We start from the raw sequence: 16,030 nt of genomic DNA on the forward strand, positions 1-16,030 counted from the left end.
CCACATCTTTGTGTCCTCCGTGTGGGGGGCCCCGTCCCCAGCGCCTTGTTTTCCCCCCCGGCCGCCCGCCGTTCTTCCCCACCCCCTCCGGAGAGCCCCCGCCTGCCCCCGGACGACCCCTGACTGATCGCCGGACCGGGCGACCCGGGCGACCCGCAGCGCGCAGCGGGTCGCGGTCGGCGGACAGCAGCGCGTTCAGGACCCGGTAGGCGCCGTTCTCGGCGGCCCGGGTGACCGGGTCGCAACCCCAACCCCAACCCCCAACCCCCAGGCCGCAGGCCCGCCCCCCAGACGTGGGCGCCACGCCGTTCTGCCGGTTCCTCCCTGCCGTGGCCCTCACGCCCGGGTGGCCCGGGTGGGGCGGGTGAGGAGCGCGGCCGTGGCTGCGACGGCGGCGAGGACGAGGAGGACCGTCCGCCCACCGGACTCGGCGCCCGCCAGGTGGACGCCGAGGACGGACAGCGCCATGCCGAGGGCCGTGCCGAGGCTGCGGGCCATGTTCACCATGCCGCCGCCGACCGCCGAGCACTGCGCCGGGATCGCCCGCATCACCAGCGCGTTGTTGGCGGGCAGCAGCAGGCCCAGCCCGTAGCCGGCGATCAGCAGCGGGGGCGCCTCCGCGTCCGAGGCCGGCAGCAGGGCGAACAGCAGCAGTCCGGCGGCCGCGAGCAGCGCGCCGGAGCGGCACCGGGTCACGTCCGACCAGCCCCGGGGCAGCAGCCCGCCGCCGACCGTCGCGGCGAACGCGAACGCGGCGGGCAGCAGGGTGACCACCAGGCCCGCGTGGGCCGTCGACACCCCCGCGCCGGTGAGCAGCACCGGGCCCAGCACCAGCGGACAGAACAGCAGCAGGTAGCCGATCAGCGCCACCACCAGGCCGGAGCGCACGCCCGGGGTGTTGATCAGGCCGGGCGCCAGGATCGGCCGGGCGGCCCGCCGTTCCTGGCGCACCAGCGCCAGGGTGAGCGCGGTGGAGGCGAGCAGCAGGGCGGCCACCGCCCAGCCGGGCAGGGGCAGTCCGGAGGCGGTGGACAGGGCGAGCAGCAGCGCGGTGGTCGCCCCGGTGAGCAGCAGCATGCCGGGCAGGTCGAAGCGGGCGTCCTCGCGGGACCCGGTCCGTCGGGCTTCACCGCGGCGGGCTCCGCCCCGGTGGGCCCCGGTGAGGCGGGGCCCCGGCACGGCGGCCGGTGACGCTGGGGAGGCCGGCGTGCGGGTGCGGGGCAGCAGGTACCAGCCGGCCACGATGCCGAAGACCGCGATCGGCACGTTGACCCAGAAGACCCATCGCCACGAGGCGTGCTCGACCAGCAGTCCGCCGAGGCTGGGGCCGAGCGCCAGGCCGAGGCCCTGGGCGGAGGCCTGGATGCCGAGCGCGCGCCGCATCGCGTGCTCGGGGACGCCGCGCGCCACGAGGGCGACGCTGTTGGCCTGCATCATCGCGGCGCCGACCGCCTGGACGGCGCGGCAGCCGACCAGGGACCAGAGACTGCCGGCGAATCCGGCGCCGAGCGAGGAGAGGCCGAAGACCGCGAAGCCGCCGATGTACATCGTCTTGCGGCCCACCCGGTCGGACAGCCAGCCGATCGGGGCCAGCAGGGCGACCAGGACCAGCAGGTAGGCGAGGGCGACCCACTCGACGGCGGCGAAGCCCGCGTCGAAGTCACGGCCGATGGCGGGGAAGACCAGGGCGATGACGCTGGCGTCGAGCTGGCCGAGGAAGGCTCCGAGGCAGACCGTGGCGACGGCGAGCCAGTGGGCGTGGCGCCAGCCGGCTATGCCACGCGGCCGGGGCCGCTCGGTGAGCAGCCGCGAGGCGAGGGTGGTGGCGTTCACGTGCACGAATATATCGGATACGGATATGTTCCTTCTACGAGCAGTTCGCTCTACGACAGGACGTGTTCCCCGGTACGGACGGTGCCGGTCGGACGCCTGCCATGGGGCCCGCGACGGGGCCTGGAGCCGGGCCTGCGACCGGGTCGCGCCCAGGCGCGCCCAGGGCCCGAACCGGCCGCCGAACCGCCCCGTACCAGGAGATACGCTGTCCGCCATGCCGTCGTCACCACACGTTCCCGACCCCGCCACCGGAAGCACCGACCCGGCGGTCGAGCACGCCCGGCGGCTGACCGACACCGTCACCCGGCTACGCCGCGCGTTGCGCAGCAGCATCCGCACCGACTACCCGTGGGAGTCCCTGCCGATGGCGCAGGTCGAACTCCTCCAGACGCTGGCCGCCGCGCCACTGCGGGTCGGCGAGCTGGCCGCGCGGCAGCGGCTCGCGCCCAACACCGTCAGCGGGCTGGTCGGGAAGCTGCTCGACGCCGGATTCGTGGACCGCCAGGCCGACCCCGGCGACCGCCGCACCGCCCGGATCGCCCTCACCCCGGCCGGCCGGCGGCAGCTGGACGACTGGCAGCACGCCCACGAGCGGCGGATCGCCGCCGCGCTCGGCACCCTCGACCCGGCCGACCGGGCGGCGGTCGTCGACGCCCTGCCGGCGCTGGAGCAGCTCGCCCGCGCCCTCGCCCGGACGGGCACCGGGGCCGAACATGGGGCTGCTGTCGAGCAGGCGGCCGCGGCCGAGCCGGGTCCCGGGGCCGGATAAACCACTGGTCGCCGCGGTTCGCCCGGCGCTACCGTCCCCGGCATGACCACCGCAGACGTACGGGCAGACGTACGGATCGAGCCCTGGACGGACGACGACCTCGCGCTGCTGCGCCGGGTCAACACGCCGGAGATGAAGAAGCACGTGGGCGGGCCGGAGAGCGCGGAGCAGCTGCTCGTACGGCACCGGCGCTACCTGGACTTCGTCCCGTCCGGGCTCGGCTGCATGTACCGGATCGTGCTGCTGCCCGAGGGCGAGGCCGTCGGGACGGTCGGCTACGGCACCCGGACCTGGGATGGCCGGACCGTCCACGAGATGGGGTGGAACGTACTGCCCGGCTTCCAGGGGCGGGGCATCGCGGTCGCCGCCACCCGCGCGGCGGTCGCGGCCGCCCGCCGCGAGGCCGCGCACCCCCACCTGCACGCCTTCCCCTCGGTGGACAACCCCGCCTCCAACGCGGTCTGCGCGAAGGCCGGGTTCACGCTGCTCGGCGAGACGGACTTCGAGTTCCCGCCCGGGCGGTTCATGCGCAGCAACAACTGGCGGGTGGACCTGCGGAGTTGAGCGTGCGGCGGGTTTGAACACCTGCGGGGCCGCGCGTTCGTGGGGGCCTGGCCTTCGCGGTCAGAACAGGGTGCCACCCTCCAGGTCCAGCAGCCAGCGCTTGCGGTCCACGCCGGCGGCGAAGCCGGTGAGCGCGCCGTTGGCGCCCAGCACCCGGTGGCAGGGGCGGACGATCAGCAGCGGGTTGGCGCCCACCGCTCCGCCGACCGCCCGGACCATGCGGGGCTCCTGCCCGGCCAGCTCGGCGAGTTCGCCGTAGGTGACGGTCCTGCCGTACGGGATCTCGTCCAGCGCGGCCCAGATCCGGCGGCGGAACTCGGTGCCCTCGGGCGCGAGCGGGAGGTCGAAGCCGGTGCGCTTGCCGGCGAAGTAGGCGGTCAGCTGGGCCACCGGCTCGGCGAGCGCCTCCGGGTCGAGCACCCAGTCGTCGGCGGGCTCGGCCAGCGCGTACTTCTGGCCGGGCGCGGTGACGGTGGCCAGCGCGGCCGGTCCGCCGTCCTCGGGCAGCACCCCGCTGAGCAGCAGCCGACCGAAGGGGCTCTCCATGGTGGTGTAGACGGTGGTGCTCATACTCGTTCGTTCTCCGTTCCGGTACTGCTGTCGCTGGTGCTGTCGGCGTTGCGGCCGGTGCTGGGGCCGGTGCTCGCGGGGCCGGCCCACAGCCGGTGGACGGCGTAGGAGCGCCACGGGGCCCAGGCCTCGGCGGCGCGGGCGGCGGACTTCGGGTCCCCGGCGGCGCCGAGACGGAGCAGGCCGTGCTTGACGCCCACGTCGCTCGGGAGGAAGACGTCGGGATCGGCCAGGGCCCGCATCCGCAGGTAGCCGACCGTCCACGGGCCGATGCCGGGCAGGTCCAGCAGGGCGGCCGCGGCCTCCTCCCGGTCGGCCCCGCTGTCCAGCCGGACCACGCCCTCCGCCAGTGCGGCGCACAGACCGGTGAGCGCGCGGCGGCGGGCGGCGGGCATCGCGAAGTCCTCCGGGTCGGCGGTGGCCAGCGCCGCCGCGGTCGGGAAGAGCAGGCGCAGGCCGCCGCTGGGCTCGGGCAGCGCGGTGCCGTACTTCTCGGCGAGCCGTCCCGCCAGGGTACGGGCGGCGACGACGCTGATCTGCTGGCCGAGGACGGCGCGGACGGCGAGCTCGTGCGGGTCCACGTGGCCGGGCGAGCGCAGACCGGGGCGCTCGCGGACCAGCGGGCCGAGCAGCGGGTCGGCGCCGAGCTGTTCGTCGACCGCGAGCGGGTCGGCGTCCAGGTCGAAGAGGATGCGCAGGCGCTGGACGGCGGTCGGCAGGTCGCGCAGGTCGGCGAGCAGCAGGCGGCAGTCGAGCCAGCCGCGGGTGCGGGGCTCCCCCGGTGCCAGGCCCTCGACCTCGGCGATGCCGTGGCCGTACGGGAGCGCGAGGGTGCGGCGGTAGACGCGCACGCCGGGGCGCGAGCCGGGGACGACCTCCTCCACGCCGGGAACGGCGCGCAGGGCGAGGAAGTCGATCAGGTGCTCGCTGTCGAGCGCGCCGCGGTAGGCGAGGCGCAGGGTGAGCCCACCGGCCGGGGTCGCGGTGCGGCGGCCGGCGGCGACCTCGGCGCGCAGACCGCTGGGGGTGCGGTCGTAGACCTCGCGCACGGTGTCGTTGAACTGGCGGACGGAGGCGAAGCCGGCCGCGAACGCGACGTCGGTGACGGACAGTTCGGTGGTCTGGAGGAGCAGGCGGGCGGTCTGCGCGCGGCGGGCGCGGGCCAGCGCGATCGGGCCGGCGCCCAGCTCGGCGGTCAGCTGGCGCTGCAACTGGCGGGAGCTGTAGCCGAGGCGGCCGGCCAGGCCGGCGACGCCCTCGCGGTCCACCACGCCGTCGCCGATCAGGCGCATCGCCCGGCCGACCAGGTCGGCGCGGTGGTTCCACTCGGGGGAGCCCGGCACCGAGTCGGGGCGGCAGCGGCGGCAGGCGCGGAAGCCGGCCCCCTGGGCGGCCGCGGCGCTGGGGTAGAAGACGCAGTTGGCGCGTTTGGGGGTCACGGCCGGGCAGCTCGGACGGCAGTAGATGCCGGTGGAGGTGACCGCCGTGAAGAAGACCCCGTCGAAGCGGGAGTCGCGGCTGTCCACGGCTCGGTACCGGATGTCGTCGTCGATCACGTTGTCCAGTCTGCGGCACCGGGCGGGGGGTGACTGGCGGGAATCGGACATCGCCGTTGATCGCTCCTCGGGGGCCCTCCCTCCCCCTCCCCCCTCCCCCCACCCCTCCCGATCCCACCCACCCACCACCCACCTCTCCCGGGGAGCCCACGGCTCCACGGCTCCACGACCCATCGCGCCACGGGCCCATGGCCGGTGGGCCCACCGTGCGAGGCCCACCGAGCCGTGCAGAACCGCCCGGCCCGAAATTCGCGAGCCCGTCGGCCGTCCCGCGGTTACTCTCGCGGCATGAGTGCCCAGCAGCCCTACACCGGCCCGGACGACCCGCGCGTCGCCGCCCTGCCGCCGGCCGAGTTCGCGTTCCCCGGTCCGCTGCGGGACCAGCTGGTCGCCGCGATCCTCGACGGCGCCAAGACCAGCACCACCGGCGTGGTCGCCGGCTACGAGCACGAGGGCGAGCCCCTGCCGCTGCCCGGCGAGCGCTCCGCGGTCGTCGACTCGGACGAGCGCAGGGTCGCCGTGATCGAGACCACGGACGTCCGAGTGGTCCCGCTCGCGGAGGTCGACCTCCAGCACGCCCTGGACGAGGGCGAGGGGTGCACCAGCGTGGCCGAGTGGCGTGCGGTGCACGAGCAGTTCTGGCGCAGTCCGGAGATGCTCGACGCCCTCGACGACCCGGGTTTCACCGTGGACGACTCCACGCCGGTGGTCCTGCAACGCTTCCGCGTGGTGGCCGACCTCCGCTGAGCCGGGCGGGCCCGGCGGAGGCCGGCCGGCGGCCGTTGCGCGGCGGCCGGCCGGTGCCGGGGCTCAGCGCTTCACCGGACCTCCCGCGGCTCGCATCGACTTGGTGATCGTCTTCCACTTCTGCAGCCGCTCCTTGGCGACCCGGGCGTCCGAGCGCGAGGCGATCCACTCGTTCTCGCGCTGGAGCTTGAGGTAGCTGTCCATCCGGCGCTGCGGCAGGGTGCCGTCGGCCAGCGCCTCCTGCACCGCGCACCCCGGCTCGGTACGGTGGCCGCAGTCGTGGAAGCGGCACCCCTCGGCCAGCTCGGCGATGTCGGCGAAGGCCAGGTCCACTCCCTCGCCACCGTAGAGGCCGACCTCGCGCAGCCCGGGGGTGTCGATCAGCACGCCCCCGCCGGGCATCGGGATCAGCTCACGGGTGGTCGTGGTGTGGCGGCCCTTCTGGTCGACCGCGCGGGCCTCCTGGACGGTCATCACCACGGAGCCGGCCAGCGCGTTGGTGAGCGTGGACTTGCCGACGCCGGACTGGCCTATCACCGCGGTGGTGCCGGGGGTGCAGGCGCGGAGCACGTCCATGCCCTCGCCCGTCTCGGCGCTCACCACGAGCACCGTGACCCCGGGGGCGACCGCCTCGACGTCGGCCCGGATGAAGTCGGCGTCGTCGACGAGGTCGGCCTTGGTGAGGACGACCAGCGGGTCTGCGCCGGACTCCCAGGCCAGGGCGAGGAAGCGCTCGATCCGCCCGAGGTCGGGATCGCTCGCGAGGGAGGAGGCGATCAGCACGGTGTCGACGTTGGCGGCCAGCACCTGGCCGTCGGAGCGCTTGCCGGCCACCTTGCGGATGATCGCGGTGGAGCGCGGCAGCAGCGCTACGACGGAGGCCATCGGCTGGGCGTACAGGTCGACCGCCGCCCAGTCGCCCGTGCACGGGCAGTTGATCATGTCGGCGTCGCCCACCGGCCGGGTGTCGAACCGGACGGTACGGGGCTCGCCCGTCTCCGGGTCGGCGATCACGGCGTCGCACTGGCCGCGGTCGACCCGGACGATCCGGGCCGGGAGCAGCCCGGCCTCGCCGAGCGGGGTGAACATCTCCGCGAGCTCGGCCGTCCAGCCGTAGCCGGTCAGCGCGGAGGCCTCGTCGGAGAACGAGGAGGAAGAAGAAGAGAACGACGGAACGGAGGCAGCGTTGAACAACGCGGTGGCCCTTCGGGAGGAGATGGTCCCGGCGGGCTACGGCTGGCGCGAAGGGCTCAGCCGGCGGCCGGGGAAAGGAGGTGAACGCGGGTGCTGCCCTCGGCAGCTATCGGGGCGACAACGACCACGGGGGTTCACCTCCTGCTCTCTACTCCTCGGGCGGCCCAATGGCCCCCGAACCGGATGTGTCACACGCTAGCGGACCGGGGGATCCGGGCCAACCTATTTTCGACCTGCGGAAATGCGGTACGGAGGACGTCAGGAAGGCCCTGGCGGACCACAATCGGCCCGCCTCCGCCCGCGGTCACACGGCCGCCCGGTCGACCCGGCCGCCCCGCGCGCCCTACCTCCCGTACCGGTGCCTGAGGTTCGGGTCGTCCAGCCACCACGGCCGCATCTCCCTCTCCGTCTCCTCCTCCGGCCGACCCGCCGCCCGGGCCCGCGCGGCCGCCGCCGCGAAGCGGGCGTCCAGCTCGGCGTCCACCGCCTCGGTCTCCTCCCGCCCCTGCACCACCATCCGCCGCACCAGCGCGGCCAGGAACGGCAGCCCGACCAGGTCCCCCAGCACCCAGAACGCGTTGCCGCCCCAGGTCTGGTCCTGCGCCGGGCTCGGGCCCCACGGGCGCCCGAGGGCCAGGTAGTAGTGCTCGGCGACCAAGTGCCCGCCGTAGATCAGCACGATCCCGAGCCCCGCGTCGAAGATCACCTCGGCGAAGGTGATGAACAGCCCGACCAGGTGCGGGTACTCGTGCCCGACCGGATCCAGTTGCAGGCGCGGCCAGAAGTACGCGAGGCCCAGCAGCACCAGCCCCAGGTGCAGCACCGCGTTCCCGAGCCCGCTGGACACCGACCACTCGTACCAGGGCGTGAAGTAGAGCAGCCACGGCGGCGCCATCAGCAGCGCGGTCGAGACCGCCGGGAACATCAGCACCTTCGACGGGCGGCTGCGCAGCGCCCGCAGGAGGCGCGCCCGCCGGGCCGCGGGCGCCGCGTCGACCAGCAGCGAGACCGGCGCGCCGAGCGCGAGCAGCAGCGGGACCACCATCAGCAGCAGCACGACCTGCACGGCCCGGTCGGTGAAGAGGATCCGGTCGTACACGCCGAGGCCGGAGCAGGTGCACCAGATCCACAGCAGCAGTCCGCCGAGGAACGCGGCGGTACGGGTCGGCTGCCGGCGCCCGTCGCCGGACCGCCCGCCCCCGGACCGGTCATCCCCGTCCGGCCCGCTCGCCCGCCTCCCGGTTGACTCTGCGCACCGCCGCCAGGTACCAGGCTGCGAGCAGCACGGACAGCGCGAGCACCAGCGGCTCGGCCGTCCAGGAGGTCGCCAGGTCGGACCACTGCCACGGCGGCGGCCCGCTGTAGGCGGGCGGCGGGGCGGGGCCGCCCACCGGGCCGCCGCCCGCCAGACCGCCCGCCAGACCGCCCGCCAGACCGCCCACCACCGCGTCCATCCGCCGCTCACCTCGCTCGTTCCGGCGGTCCCGGACCGTCGGGCGCCCGCCGCCGGGGCACCCCGGCGCCCGGCCATGATGTCCCTCCGCGACGGCCCCGCCGGACCCGGGGCCCGGCTCTGTACCCGGGCCTGAGGAAGGCTTTACCGGGGCCCGGTAATGCTTTGCCCAGGCAAAGTTCTGCCCTCGACCCCCTCCTTCCGGCAACCGCCCCGAGAGCAGGGACGTCTGGCAGGGTGCCCCGTCGGCAGGACCCGCCTCGTGCCCGACAAGGGGATGACAGGGGGGATGACAAGAGGTGCGAACCACTGCACGCGGCGACGGCCGCCGGCTCGCGGCGCGCCACCGCCACATCGAACTGGGCCTGCTGGCCCTCGCGGTGGCCGTCTGTCTGGCGGGGCACGTCGACGCCGACCTGGCGCTCACCGGCAGGTTGCCGCCCGGGCTGCTGGTGCACGGCCTGTCGCTGGGCGCGCTGGCCGGGGCGGCCCACCTGGCGGTGCGCCGGTTCGCCCCCTACGCCGATCCGCTGATCCTGCCGCTGGGCGTCTTCCTGACCGGCTTCGGGCTGGTGCTGCTGGACCGGCTGGACACCAGCTACCGGGCCGCCCACGCCGCCAGGGGCGACTACCAGAAGCTCCCGGCCGCGCCCGCCCAGCTGATGTGGGTGTTCGTCTCGGTGGCGGTGGCGCTCGCCCTGATCGTCCTGGTCAGGCACCACCGCTTCTTCCAGCGCTACGTCTACCTGCTGATGGCGGGTGCGCTGGTCCTGCTGGCCGCGCCGGTGCTCTCGCCCGGCGACAGCTTCGGCGCCAAGCGCTGGATCCGGCTGTTCGGGCTCTCCTTCGAGCCGGACGAGTTCGTGAAGGTCGCGATCACGGTCTTCTTCGCGGGCTACCTGATGGCCGCCCGGGACGCCCTGGCGCTGGCCGGACGGAAGGTCTGGGGGCTGACCCTGCCGCGCGGGCGGCACGCCGGCCCGGTGCTGGCGGTCTGGGTGGTCAGCCTGCTGGTGCTGGTCTTCGAACGCGACCTGGGCACCTCGCTGATCTTCTTCGGGGTCTTCGTCGTCATGCTGTACGTGGCGACCGAGCGCACCAGCTGGGTGGTGCTCGGCCTGCTGATGGCGGTCGGCGGCGCGGCGGTGGTCGGCACCGTCGAGCCCCATGTGCACGGCCGCGTCGAGGCCTGGCTGCACCCGCTCGACTACTACAAGCCGCTGCACGACAGGGCGATCTCCGAGCAGCCCGCCGAGGCGCTGTTCAGTCTGGGCACCGGCCACCTGACCGGGACCGGCCTGGGCTCGGGACGGCCCTGGCTGATCGGCTTCGCCGGACGCAGCGACTTCATCTTCACCACCATCGGCGAGGAGCTGGGGCTGGCCGGGGTGACCGCGATCCTGCTGGTCTACGTGCTGCTGATCCAGCGCGGGCTGCGCACGGCGGTCGGCCTGACCGACCCGTTCGGCAAGCTGCTGGCCACCGGCCTGTCGGCGGCGCTGGCGCTCCAGGTGTTCGTGGTGGTCGGCGGGGTGAGCGGGCTGGTGCCGCTGACCGGCAAGGCACTGCCGTTCCTGGCCGCCGGCGGCTCGTCGCTGCTGGCGAACTGGCTGACGGTGGCGCTGCTGATCAAGCTGAGCGACTCCTCCGGGCGCACCGCCCTGGATCCGCCCCCGCTCCCCGCCGAGCCGCTCCACCCGTGTACGGCCAACCGCCGGCCCGGGCCGCGGGCTGAGCGACCACCCGCCGCCGCACCACCGCGACGGCCCACACCACCACCGCCACCACCGCCACCTACGCAACAGGGCCTCCCCCACGCGCGGGAGAGGCCCTACCCCGGTTGCCCGCCGTCCGCCTACCGTTCGTCCCACGGCGGCCACGGCGGTCGGGGCGGCCGCGGCGGGTACCCCGGCAGCTGCTGCCCCGGGGGTCCTGGCGGACCCGGCGGCGGAACCGGTGGCCCCGGCGGCGGCCCCGGCACGGGCCCTGGCTGCGCACCGCCCGGCTCCGACCCCGGCCCCGGCCCCGCCTGCGCCCCCGGCGGCGGACCGGTCGGCCGGTCGCTGTCCGGCGGCGGGGGCCCGGGCCGGTGGTGCGGCCCGCCGCGGGCGGTGAGCCGCCCGCGCACGTTCTCGGCGGCCAGCACGTCGGCCCACCGCTCCGGGTACTCGGAGGGCACGTCCGCGTCCTCGCCCTCGTCCTCGCCCCACTCCTCCTCGACGCCCTCGGCGAGCCCGAGTTCGCGCGCCCGCCGGGCCCGTTCGACGGCCCGCCGGGCGGCGACCTCGCGGACCACCGCGGCGGCCGCCTCCTCGTGGGCGCGCTCGTTCTCGGCACGCGCGTCGGCGGTCTCCAGGGTGGGCCAGCGGCGGTCTATCGCGGCGTTCATCGCAGCGCCGATGAGCACCGCGAGCGCCACCACGAAGATCCACAGCAGCACCGCCACCGGCGCCGCGAGCGAGCCGTACACCGAGGGGCCCTCGACCGAGCTGACCAGGTAGAGCCGCAGGCCGACGCTGCAGAAGACCAGCACCACCAGGGCGACCAGGGCGCCGGGGATGTCCTCGCGCCACGGGGTCGAGACCGGGACGGCCAGGTGGTAGAGGGTGGTCAGCGAGACGATCAGCAGCACGATCGCGACCGGCCAGTAGAGGGCGCCGACCAGCCCGGCCACGCCCGGCACGGCGTTCTCCACCAGCCCCGGACCGGCCATCAGCAGCGGCAGCACCAGCGAGCCGATCACCAGGGCGCCGAGGTAGAGGCCCAGCGACATCAGCCGGGTCTTGACGATGCCCCGCTTGCCGTCGAGCCCGTACATGACGGTGATGGTGTCGATGAAGATGTAGAGCGCTCTGGATCCGGACCACAGCGACAGCAGGAAGCCGATCGAGACGAGGTCGGGCCGGGTGTGGTCGAACACCTGGTTGAGGAGCGGGACGACGACCTCCTTGACGGAGGAGTCCGACAGCACCGTCCCGGAGGCCGAGACGATGTCGTGCTTGAGCCGGTCGATGGTTCCCGCGCCGAGGAACTCGTCGAGGTAGCCGAGGGTGCCGGCCAGGCCGAGCAGCAGCGGCGGGATCGACAGCAGGGTGAAGAAGGCCGCCTCCGCGGCGAGGCCGGTGACCCGGTACTCGACGCAGGTGTTGGTGGTGTCCTTCACCAGCTCCCACGCCGTGCGGCGCCAGGTGGCCTGTTTGGCCGCGCGCCGGGAGCCCTTGCCCCTCCGCCGGGAGGGCCGCTCGGCGTTCGCTCTGCTCGTATCGCCTGCTGCTTGCACAGGGCCAACCGTATCGGGCCGGGGCCGCGCGGTTGATCTCCCCGGGGTGCGGGCGCGTGGCCGGACGTCCGGGCGGGGAGCGGCGGGAACATCCGGGTGTCCCACATGACGAAACATCAGCGTCCAGCATTCGGATGTTAGTGGACCGCGAGTCCCGCGCCGTGCGAATCTCTTGCCATGTCTAGCGCCGGAACCACCCTAGTAGGTCGACTCCACGTCGATCTCCTTCGCGTGTCCAGCGCCATCTGTCCGGTGACCTGAGCCCCACTCCGCCGCACCACCGCACCCGGCGCCGCCCTTCCCCGCCATCCCCGCCGCAGCGGATGCGCAGGCGCCCGCCCGGTCCCGGTCACTGCCCTCAAGACCTTGACGAATCCGCAGGTCAGAGCAGCACCGAACGGCCGAGCACGCTCCGCGACCCCCCGGCGCCAGCGCCATCTGCCCAGAAGGACTTCACCATGGCCACCTTCCCCGAGACCGTCGAGCCCCCGGCCGACCGCGCCGCCGAGCGCCGCCCGGCAGCGGCCCGCAAGGCGACCCGCCACCGCGGTGAGGGCCAGTGGGGCATGGGCCACTACACCCCTCTGAACGCCAACGAGCAGTTCAAGAAGGACGACGACGGTCTCAACGTGCGGACACGTATTGAGACGATCTACGCGCACCGGGGCTTCGACTCGATCGACCCGGCCGACCTGCGCGGCCGGATGCGCTGGTGGGGGCTCTACACCCAGCGCAAGGAGGGCATCGACGGCGGCAAGACCGCGATCCTCGACCCGCACGAGCTGGACGCCGAGTACTTCATGCTCCGGGTGCGCATCGACGGCGGCCGGCTGACCGTCCCCCAGCTGCGGGCGATCGCCGAGGTCTCCGAGCAGTACGCGCGCGGAACCGCCGACCTGACCGACCGGCAGAACATCCAGTACCACTGGATCCGGATCGAGGACGTCCCGGCGATCTGGCGGAAGCTGGAGGCCGTCGGCCTGTCCACCACCGAGGCCTGCGGCGACACCCCGCGCGTCATCCTCGGCTCCCCGGTGGCCGGCATCGCCGAGGACGAGATCATCGACGGCACCAGCGCCATCGAGGAGATCCAGCGCCGCTTCATCGGCAACCCGGACTTCTCCAACCTGCCGCGCAAGTTCAAGAGCGCGGTCTCCGGCTCCCCGCTGCTGGACGTCGCGCACGAGATCAACGACGTCTCCTTCGTCGGCGTGGTCCACCCCGAGCACGGCCCCGGCTTCGACCTGTGGGTCGGCGGCGGCCTGTCGACCAACCCCAAGCTGGGCGTGCGGCTGGGCGCCTGGGTCCCGCTGGACCAGGTGCCGGACGTCTTCGGCGGGGTCATCGGCATCTTCCGCGACTACGGCTACCGGCGCCTGCGCAACCGGGCCCGGCTGAAGTTCCTGGTCGCCGACTGGGGCGTGGAGAAGTTCCGCCGGGTGCTGGAGGAGGAGTATCTCGGCCACCCGCTGGTCGACGGCCCCGCCCCCGCCGAGCCCGCCGCCCGCTGGCGCGACCACGTCGGCGTCCACCGGCAGAAGGACGGGAAGTTCTACGTCGGCTTCGCACCGCGCGTCGGCCGGGTCGACGGCAAGCTGCTCGGCCGGATCGCCGACCTCGCCGCCGCCCACGGCAGCGACCGGGTCCGCACCACCGCCGAGCAGAAGATGCTCATCCTCGACATCGCCGAGGAGCACGTCGACTCCGTGGTGGCCGGCCTGGAGGAGCTCGACCTGCGGGTGACCCCCTCGCCGTTCCGCCGCGGCACCATGGCCTGCACCGGCATCGAGTACTGCAAGCTCGCCATCGTCGAGACCAAGGAGCGCGGCCGCACGCTCATCGACGAGCTGGAGCAGCGCCTGCCGGACTTCGCCGAGCCGCTGACCATCAACATCAACGGCTGCCCGAACGCCTGCGCCCGCATCCAGGTCGCCGACATCGGCCTCAAGGGCCAGTTGGTCACCGACGAGAACGGCGACCAGGTCGAGGGCTACCAGGTGCACCTCGGCGGCGCGCTCGGCCTGGAGGCCGGCTTCGGCCGCAAGGTCCGCGGCCTCAAGGTCACCAGCGCGGGCCTGCCCGACTACGTCGAGCGCGTGCTGACCCGCTACCAGGCCGACCGCGCCGACGGCGAGCGCTTCGCCCAGTGGGCGGCCCGGGCGACCGAGGAGCAGCTGTCGTGAGTGAGCGAGCGGCACCGTTCTTCTGCCCGTACTGCGGGGACGAGGACCTGCGCCCCTCCGAGGCCGGCCACGGAGCCTGGGAGTGCCACGGATGCCGGCGCGCCTTCCAGTTGAAGTTCCTCGGCCTGCTGTCACCGACCAACCACGGGGGTACGTCACATGAGCAGCACCACGGCTGACGGCCGGTCGACCGACTACCGGGCGGTGGCGGAGCGGGCGGGCCGTGAGCTGGAGGAGGCGAGCGCGCAGGAGGTCCTGCGGTGGGCGGCCGATACCTTCGGCGAGCGGTTCTGCGTGACGTCCTCGATGGAGGACGCGGTGGTCGCGCACCTGGCGTCGTCGGTGTTCCCGGGGGTGGACGTGGTGTTCCTGGACACCGGCTACCACTTCGCGGAGACGATCGGCACCCGGGACGCGGTGGCCGCGACGATGCCGGTCAACGTCATCACGCTCACCCCGTCGAAGACGGTCGCCGAGCAGGACGCCGAGCACGGGCCGAACCTCCACGACCGCGACCCGGACCTGTGCTGCGCGCTGCGCAAGGTCGAGCCGCTCAACCGGGGCCTGGCCGGCTACGACGCCTGGGCGACCGGGCTGCGCCGCGACGAGTCCCCGAGCCGGGCGAACACCCCGGTGGTGTCCTGGGACCCCAAGCGCCGCAAGGTCAAGATCGCCCCGATCGCCCGGTGGACGCAGGAGGACGTGGACGCCTACGTCACCGCGAACGGCGTGCTCCTCAATCCGCTGCTGTGGGAGGGCTACACCTCGATCGGCTGCTCCCCGCTGTCCTGCACCCGCAAGCCCGCCGAGGGCGAGGACGCCCGGGCCGGGCGCTGGTCCGGCACCGGCAAGACCGAGTGCGGCATCCACCTCTGATCCCCTGACCTCAAGTCACCTACTGCGTAAGGAAAGAACCGTGACAGCACACACCTCGGCCGCCGATGGAGCCGTAGAGGCGGCCCCCGCGGCCGTTGCCTGCGAGCGCGGCGCCACCGTGTGGCTGACCGGGCTGCCCAGCGCCGGCAAGACCACCCTCGCCTTCGCCCTCGCCGAGCGCCTGCGCGCCGAGGGCCACCGGGTGGAGGTCCTGGACGGCGACGAGATCCGCGAGTTCCTCTCAGCCGGTCTCGGCTTCTCCCGCGAGGACCGCCACACCAACGTCACCCGGATCGGCTTCGTCGCCCAGAAGCTCGCCGCCAACGGCGTGAAGGTCCTCGCCCCGGTGATCGCCCCGTTCGCGGACTCCCGCGCCGCGGTGCGCGAGCGCCACACCGCCCACGGCACCGAGTTCCTGGAGGTGCACGTCGCCACCCCGGTCGAGCTGTGTGCCGAACGCGACGTGAAGGGGCTGTACGCGAAGCAGGCGGCGGGTGAGCTCAGCGGCCTGACGGGCGTGGACGACCCGTACGAGGCCCCCACCGACCCGGAGTTGCGTCTGCAGACGCAGGGCCGCGCGGTGGCCGAGTCCGCCGCCGAGTTGCACGCCTTCCTGACCGAGAGGGGCCTGGCATGACCACCGTGACCGACAGCCCGGTCCGCACGGACGACACTCCGTTCGCGTTGTCCCACCTGGACGCGTTGGAGGCGGAGTCGGTGCACATCTTCCGCGAGGTCGCGGGGGAGTTCGAACGCCCGGTGATCCTGTTCTCCGGCGGCAAGGACTCCATCGTCATGCTGCACCTGGCCCTCAAGGCCTTCCACCCCGCCCCGGTCCCCTTCGCCCTCCTGCACGTCGACACCGGCCACAACTTCCCCGAGGTCATCGCCTACCGCGACCGCGTCGCCGCCCGGCACAACCTGCGCCTGCACGTCGCCCACGTCCAGGACTTCATCGACCGCGGCGTACTGCGCGAACGCCCCGACGGCACCCGCAACCCGCTC

15 protein-coding genes and 2 pseudogenes are annotated in these 16,030 nt (G+C 74.0%); 10 read left to right on the forward strand and 7 right to left on the reverse strand.

What is annotated here, in order from left to right:
- Positions 1–336: 336 nt before the first annotated feature.
- The gene (locus ACZ7RU_RS31575; RefSeq protein WP_470344387.1) at positions 337–1,833 is read right to left on the reverse strand and encodes an MFS transporter; all 1,497 of its coding nucleotides are present in this window, start codon (positions 1,831–1,833) and stop codon (positions 337–339) included.
- Between the two features lie 214 nt (positions 1,834–2,047).
- On the opposite strand from ACZ7RU_RS31575, the gene ACZ7RU_RS31580 reads away from it, so the two are divergent.
- Together ACZ7RU_RS31580 and ACZ7RU_RS31585 are read left to right on the forward strand one after the other, a co-directional pair.
- Positions 2,048–2,602 (forward strand): MarR family winged helix-turn-helix transcriptional regulator, encoded by a 555-nt coding sequence (locus ACZ7RU_RS31580; RefSeq protein WP_470344388.1) that lies wholly within the window; start codon positions 2,048–2,050, stop codon positions 2,600–2,602.
- Positions 2,603–2,644: 42 nt separating this feature from the next.
- Positions 2,645–3,166, forward strand: a complete 522-nt coding sequence (locus ACZ7RU_RS31585) for a GNAT family N-acetyltransferase (protein WP_470344389.1) — start codon at positions 2,645–2,647, stop codon at positions 3,164–3,166.
- A 60-nt stretch (positions 3,167–3,226) separates the two neighbouring features.
- Here the strand turns inward: ACZ7RU_RS31585 and ACZ7RU_RS31590 are convergent, their stop codons facing one another.
- A complete protein-coding gene (locus tag ACZ7RU_RS31590) occupies positions 3,227–3,736 on the reverse strand; it encodes a methylated-DNA--[protein]-cysteine S-methyltransferase (RefSeq protein WP_470344390.1) in 510 nt (169 codons plus the stop codon).
- Entirely contained in the window at positions 3,733–5,343 is a 1,611-nt protein-coding gene (locus tag ACZ7RU_RS31595; protein WP_470344391.1) for a DNA-3-methyladenine glycosylase 2 family protein, read from the reverse strand. Before ACZ7RU_RS31595 ends, ACZ7RU_RS31590 begins: the two co-directional genes overlap by 4 nt.
- A gap of 237 nt (positions 5,344–5,580) precedes the next feature.
- On the opposite strand from ACZ7RU_RS31595, the gene ACZ7RU_RS31600 reads away from it, so the two are divergent.
- Entirely contained in the window at positions 5,581–6,039 is a 459-nt protein-coding gene (locus tag ACZ7RU_RS31600; RefSeq protein ID WP_470344392.1) for an ASCH domain-containing protein, read from the forward strand.
- Positions 6,040–6,102: 63 nt separating this feature from the next.
- On the opposite strand, the gene rsgA is transcribed toward ACZ7RU_RS31600, so the two are convergent.
- The 3 genes and pseudogenes from rsgA to ACZ7RU_RS31615 form a co-directional block, all read right to left on the reverse strand.
- The gene (gene rsgA, locus ACZ7RU_RS31605; RefSeq protein ID WP_470344393.1) at positions 6,103–7,233 is read right to left on the reverse strand and encodes a ribosome small subunit-dependent GTPase A; all 1,131 of its coding nucleotides are present in this window, start codon (positions 7,231–7,233) and stop codon (positions 6,103–6,105) included.
- A 343-nt stretch (positions 7,234–7,576) separates the two neighbouring features.
- A pseudogene (locus ACZ7RU_RS31610) lies at positions 7,577–8,395 on the reverse strand (cytochrome c oxidase assembly protein); the annotation flags it as partial.
- Between the two features lie 46 nt (positions 8,396–8,441).
- A complete protein-coding gene (locus tag ACZ7RU_RS31615) occupies positions 8,442–8,687 on the reverse strand; it encodes a hypothetical protein (protein ID WP_470344405.1) in 246 nt (81 codons plus the stop codon).
- 571 nt (positions 8,688–9,258) lie between these two features.
- Here ACZ7RU_RS31615 and ACZ7RU_RS31620 point away from each other — a divergent pair.
- Positions 9,259–11,187, forward strand: coding sequence for an FtsW/RodA/SpoVE family cell cycle protein (locus tag ACZ7RU_RS31620; RefSeq protein ID WP_470344404.1), 1,929 nt, complete (start codon positions 9,259–9,261; stop codon positions 11,185–11,187).
- Here ACZ7RU_RS31620 and ACZ7RU_RS31625 read toward each other — a convergent pair.
- Positions 11,112–12,083, reverse strand: a pseudogene (locus ACZ7RU_RS31625) (YihY/virulence factor BrkB family protein); the annotation flags it as partial. The gene ACZ7RU_RS31620 and the pseudogene ACZ7RU_RS31625 sit on opposite strands and share 76 nt — an antisense overlap.
- Positions 12,084–12,143: 60 nt before the next feature.
- Between ACZ7RU_RS31625 and ACZ7RU_RS31630 the strand changes: the two are divergent.
- The 6 genes from ACZ7RU_RS31630 to ACZ7RU_RS31655 form a co-directional block, all read left to right on the forward strand.
- On the forward strand, positions 12,144–12,227 hold the full coding sequence (locus ACZ7RU_RS31630; RefSeq protein ID WP_318264789.1) for a putative leader peptide: 84 nt from the start codon (positions 12,144–12,146) through the stop codon (positions 12,225–12,227).
- Between the two features lie 197 nt (positions 12,228–12,424).
- Positions 12,425–14,149: a nitrite/sulfite reductase gene (locus tag ACZ7RU_RS31635; RefSeq protein ID WP_470344394.1), complete on the forward strand. Its 1,725-nt coding sequence runs from the start codon at positions 12,425–12,427 to the stop codon at positions 14,147–14,149.
- Positions 14,146–14,328 carry a hypothetical protein gene (locus ACZ7RU_RS31640; protein WP_470344395.1) on the forward strand — a complete coding sequence of 61 codons (183 nt, stop codon included), beginning with the start codon at positions 14,146–14,148 and terminating at the stop codon, positions 14,326–14,328. The genes ACZ7RU_RS31635 and ACZ7RU_RS31640 overlap by 4 nt, the downstream gene beginning before the upstream one ends.
- The gene (locus ACZ7RU_RS31645) at positions 14,309–15,025 is read left to right on the forward strand and encodes a phosphoadenylyl-sulfate reductase (RefSeq protein WP_470344396.1); all 717 of its coding nucleotides are present in this window, start codon (positions 14,309–14,311) and stop codon (positions 15,023–15,025) included. The genes ACZ7RU_RS31640 and ACZ7RU_RS31645 overlap by 20 nt, the downstream gene beginning before the upstream one ends.
- Before the next feature lie 40 nt (positions 15,026–15,065).
- A complete protein-coding gene (cysC, locus tag ACZ7RU_RS31650) occupies positions 15,066–15,662 on the forward strand; it encodes an adenylyl-sulfate kinase (protein WP_470344397.1) in 597 nt (198 codons plus the stop codon).
- On the forward strand, positions 15,659–16,030 hold a 372-nt coding region (locus tag ACZ7RU_RS31655), incomplete at its 3' end, for a phosphoadenosine phosphosulfate reductase domain-containing protein (protein WP_470344398.1). The genes cysC and ACZ7RU_RS31655, both read left to right, overlap by 4 nt.

It is taken from the genome of Kitasatospora sp. NPDC114501 (assembly GCF_055633695.1).